This is a genomic window from Novacetimonas pomaceti (assembly GCF_003207955.1).
Classification (GTDB): Bacteria; Pseudomonadota; Alphaproteobacteria; order Acetobacterales; family Acetobacteraceae; genus Novacetimonas; species Novacetimonas pomaceti.
Genome location: NZ_NOXG01000070.1, coordinates 1 through 2605 on the forward strand (window position 1 = coordinate 1; position 2605 = coordinate 2605).

General features: G+C 59.6%; 1 protein-coding gene. It reads right to left on the reverse strand.

Annotated elements, in window-relative coordinates; translation table 11 throughout:
- The coding region (locus tag CFR71_RS15435) for a beta strand repeat-containing protein (RefSeq protein ID WP_207781409.1) at positions 1–2605 on the reverse strand (2605 nt) is incomplete at both ends.

The window sequence follows — 2605 nt, forward strand, 5'->3', positions numbered from 1 at the left end:
ATCGCTACGATCAACAGCCAGCGTACCATCATCATGGATCGCCGTGGTAGTCGCGATGTTGCCCGCCGTACCACCATTGCCAAGCTGCAGCGTGCCGCCTTCGATATCCGTGGCCCCGCGATAGGTCTGATCTTTGCTCACAACAAGCGTGCCGGCATCCGTCTTCACCAAAGACGTACCACCCGCGACATTGCTGTCATTGATGACCGTATCCAGATCCGCCGTGATGGCAGCGCCTGCATCCGTCCCGTCACCAACACGGACCGTCGTCGAACCCGTGGTCGCATACAGGTCATCACCCGTCACGACATAGGTCTTGCCATCATTATTGGCAAACTGCATCCCGCTGACCGTCACATCCGCAGGATCGCCATTCGCATCCTTATCCGAGACGCTCACCGTGCCGGCAGAGCCTTCGAAGACGGCATAGCCACCCGCATACCATGGTGCGTTACGGCTACCATCCGCATTGGTCCAGTTGTCATCACCCGCACCGTTCATCGCAGTCCAGGTGCCGCTGCCACCATCGACCGTATCATTACCGGACGAACCGTCCGAACCATGGTTGGTGCCGGTATTGCCGCCGTCCCAGAAGGTCAGGCTGCCATCATTCACAACCAGGTTCACCTGATGGGCGATCGAGGTCTGCAGGCCAAGTTCAACACCCTGCGCGGCATCAACCGTGCCAAGTGTTTCACCATTATCCGTAAGGCCTCCACCATAGGTGTAGATACGGTAGACACCCGCATCCAGACCACCGCTGGCAGCGTCCGGACCAGCTGTATCGGCCGCAACATTCAGCGTGCCGCCCAGCGTCAGGTTGCCCCCCACAGCGACAAGGTCATTGTATTTCCCACCTGCCGTATTGGCCTCACCCGTATCAAAGTTCTGGGTCGAGCCCTGATCCAGGGTCAGGTTTCCATCAACCGTCAGCGTGCCCACGCCATGGGCGCCATCACCCGCAGACAGGGTCGCACCATTCCCAACCGTCACGTCACCACCAAGCGTGCCCGTGCCGCTCAGCGTCGCGCCAGAAGCAACCGTCGTCGCTCCCGTCGCACCACTCTCATCTCCATCAACCTGCAAGGTGCCGGCATTCACGGAAGTCGCGCCACCATAGGTGTCGGTACCGCTCAGGATGGTGGTGCCGGTTCCGGACTGGGTCAGGCTGCCCGTGCCGGAGATCGCCTGCGCCAGCGTCACGCTGTCGCTGTGATCAACACTCAGGTTGCCATTATCCACAATCGACGACGTCTCAGAAATCGTCCCGGTCGTGCCGCCATTGCCAAGCTGCAGCGTGCCGCCACCGATCGTCGTCCCTCCCGTGTAGGTGTCAGCCCCAGTCAGGACCAGCGTGCCTGTGTCCGATTTTGTGAGACTGCCACTCCCGGACAGTACGCCGGAAAGGGTCGTGTTCAGACCATTGGTGTCGACGGTGGAATCCGTCCCGCTGACCAGCGTCGCATTCACGGAAGAGGTCAGGTCGGACCCCGTATCCTTCAGCGTGCCGCCAGCCAGGTTGAACTGGTAGCTGCCACCATTGCTGCCTTCATCCGCGACAATGCCGTTCGTGCCACCCACTGCCAGCGTGCCCCCCTGACCAACCGTCAGGGTGCCCGTGCTGCCAGACGCAACAGTTGACCCGTCCCCGAACGAGACAGGACCCGCAGAGCTGATCACACCCCCGTTTTCAACGGAAACCGTGCCCGTGCCATCCGCATTGACATACAGACCACCCGTCCCCGCATTCAGCTGCGTGCCGGTTCCCGTCACATCAAGGCTGCCTTTACCGACGGTCTGGTTACCCAATACGACGGCCTGGGTTGAAACAACGCTGCCATTTGTAATGGAAACAGTGCCGGTGCCATTCTCACCCGCAACAATCATCCCAACATTGGCAATGGAATCATCAACCGTAATCTTGCCCTGGCTATTGGCGCCAAGCCCGGCCGTCAAAGTACCTCCTGCTGAATCAAGGGTACTACCATTTTGCAAGGTCATACTTGCGTCAGAACCAGCGTCAAACCCACTGGCAATGACGCCAGTCCTGTTCGCTGCCGTATTGTTTGGAATAGTTACATGGCCATTGTCCAGAACGACTGTTCCGTCGTTCTGGATGCTGTTCGTACCATCCAGCTGGCCACCATTGGAAACCGTCAGGCTCGCACCAGACGCCACCGTCGTCACACCCGTGTAGGTATTCGCACCCGACAGCGTCTCCGTCCCGCCAGAAACCGTCAGACCGCCAGAACCGGACGCCACGCCGGAATAAACGGTGTCAGGATCTGCCGCCGTCAACGTCAGCGTCTGGCTACCAAGATCAATGCCACCGGCTCCACCTATATCCTTGACCGATGCACCAGAATTCGTCTGGCTGATATCAAACATGCCGTTCTGAGCAACATCCACGGTACTGGAATCAGCAATACTACCCGTGCCATTCAGGGCCAGCGTGCCGCCACTGATCGTCGTAGCTCCTGTGTAGGTATTCGCACCCGTCAGCGTTTCCGTCCCGCCAGAAACCGTCAGACCGCCAGAACCGGACATGCCGCCGGAATAGGTGCTGCTGGCTTTGGTCAGGTCCAGCGTGCCGTCCAGCGTGCCA